This window comes from Rahnella sp. P4_A8, assembly GCF_056402435.1.
Genome location: NZ_JBFUHK010000323.1, coordinates 1 through 766, shown reverse-complemented (window position 1 = coordinate 766; position 766 = coordinate 1). Strand labels below are relative to the sequence as shown.

1 protein-coding gene is annotated in these 766 nt (G+C 40.8%); it reads left to right on the top strand.

Annotated elements, in window-relative coordinates; genetic code table 11:
- Position 1: 1 nt before the first annotated feature.
- A complete protein-coding gene (locus AC1DUO_RS25730) occupies positions 2 to 571 on the top strand; it encodes a sce7726 family protein (RefSeq protein ID WP_477989551.1) in 570 nt (189 codons plus the stop codon).
- Positions 572 to 766 lie beyond the last annotated feature (195 nt).

The window sequence follows — 766 nt, the reverse complement described above, 5'->3', positions numbered from 1 at the left end:
CATTGACGTTAGACGAGCTGTTCACTCAAAAATTCTTAAGGAACATCATAAGGATCCTGACACTCTTATTATTGATGAGTTCGTAATGAATTTAGGGGCTAGTCGTGCAGACATAACTGTTATCAATGGATTAATGCATGGTTATGAGCTCAAGAGTAAAAGTGATAATCTTGTACGCTTGCCTTCTCAGGTTGAATTTTATTCATCAGTAATGGATAAAGTCACACTTGTTGTATCAGAGTGCCATGCTCATGCAGCTATCAAGATCGTCCCTGAGTGGTGGGGGATCAAGATAGCAACGGAAGGAACAAGAAAAGCCGTTCATTTAAACACTACTCGGGCTAGTCGAATGAACCCTGCTGTCGATAAAAWTGCCCTTTCTATGCTCCTGTGGAAAGAAGAAATGTTGTGTATTTTGGCTGCAAATGGGCTTGAACGTGGCTTACAAAGTAAGCCACGTAAGTTTTTATGGTCAAAACTATCTGAAATCTTAGAAAAAGACCAATTACGTGATGAGGTGCGAGCAAGACTTAAAGCCCGTACAAATTGGCGAGCTGATCGACAACCTTAGTAATATGGTGATTCTGCCCAATTCTTCTCCAAACCTCTGCACTGCCAAATTTATAGTATGAGCTTGGATTTGGCGGCGGGGTCTGGTTTTGGTTATGTAAATATTGGGCATAWACTTGAGCATAATCGTATATATCTTGATCTCCAGTACTGAATTGCGGTCCTGAATAATCACTGTGAACAACTATATCTGCGC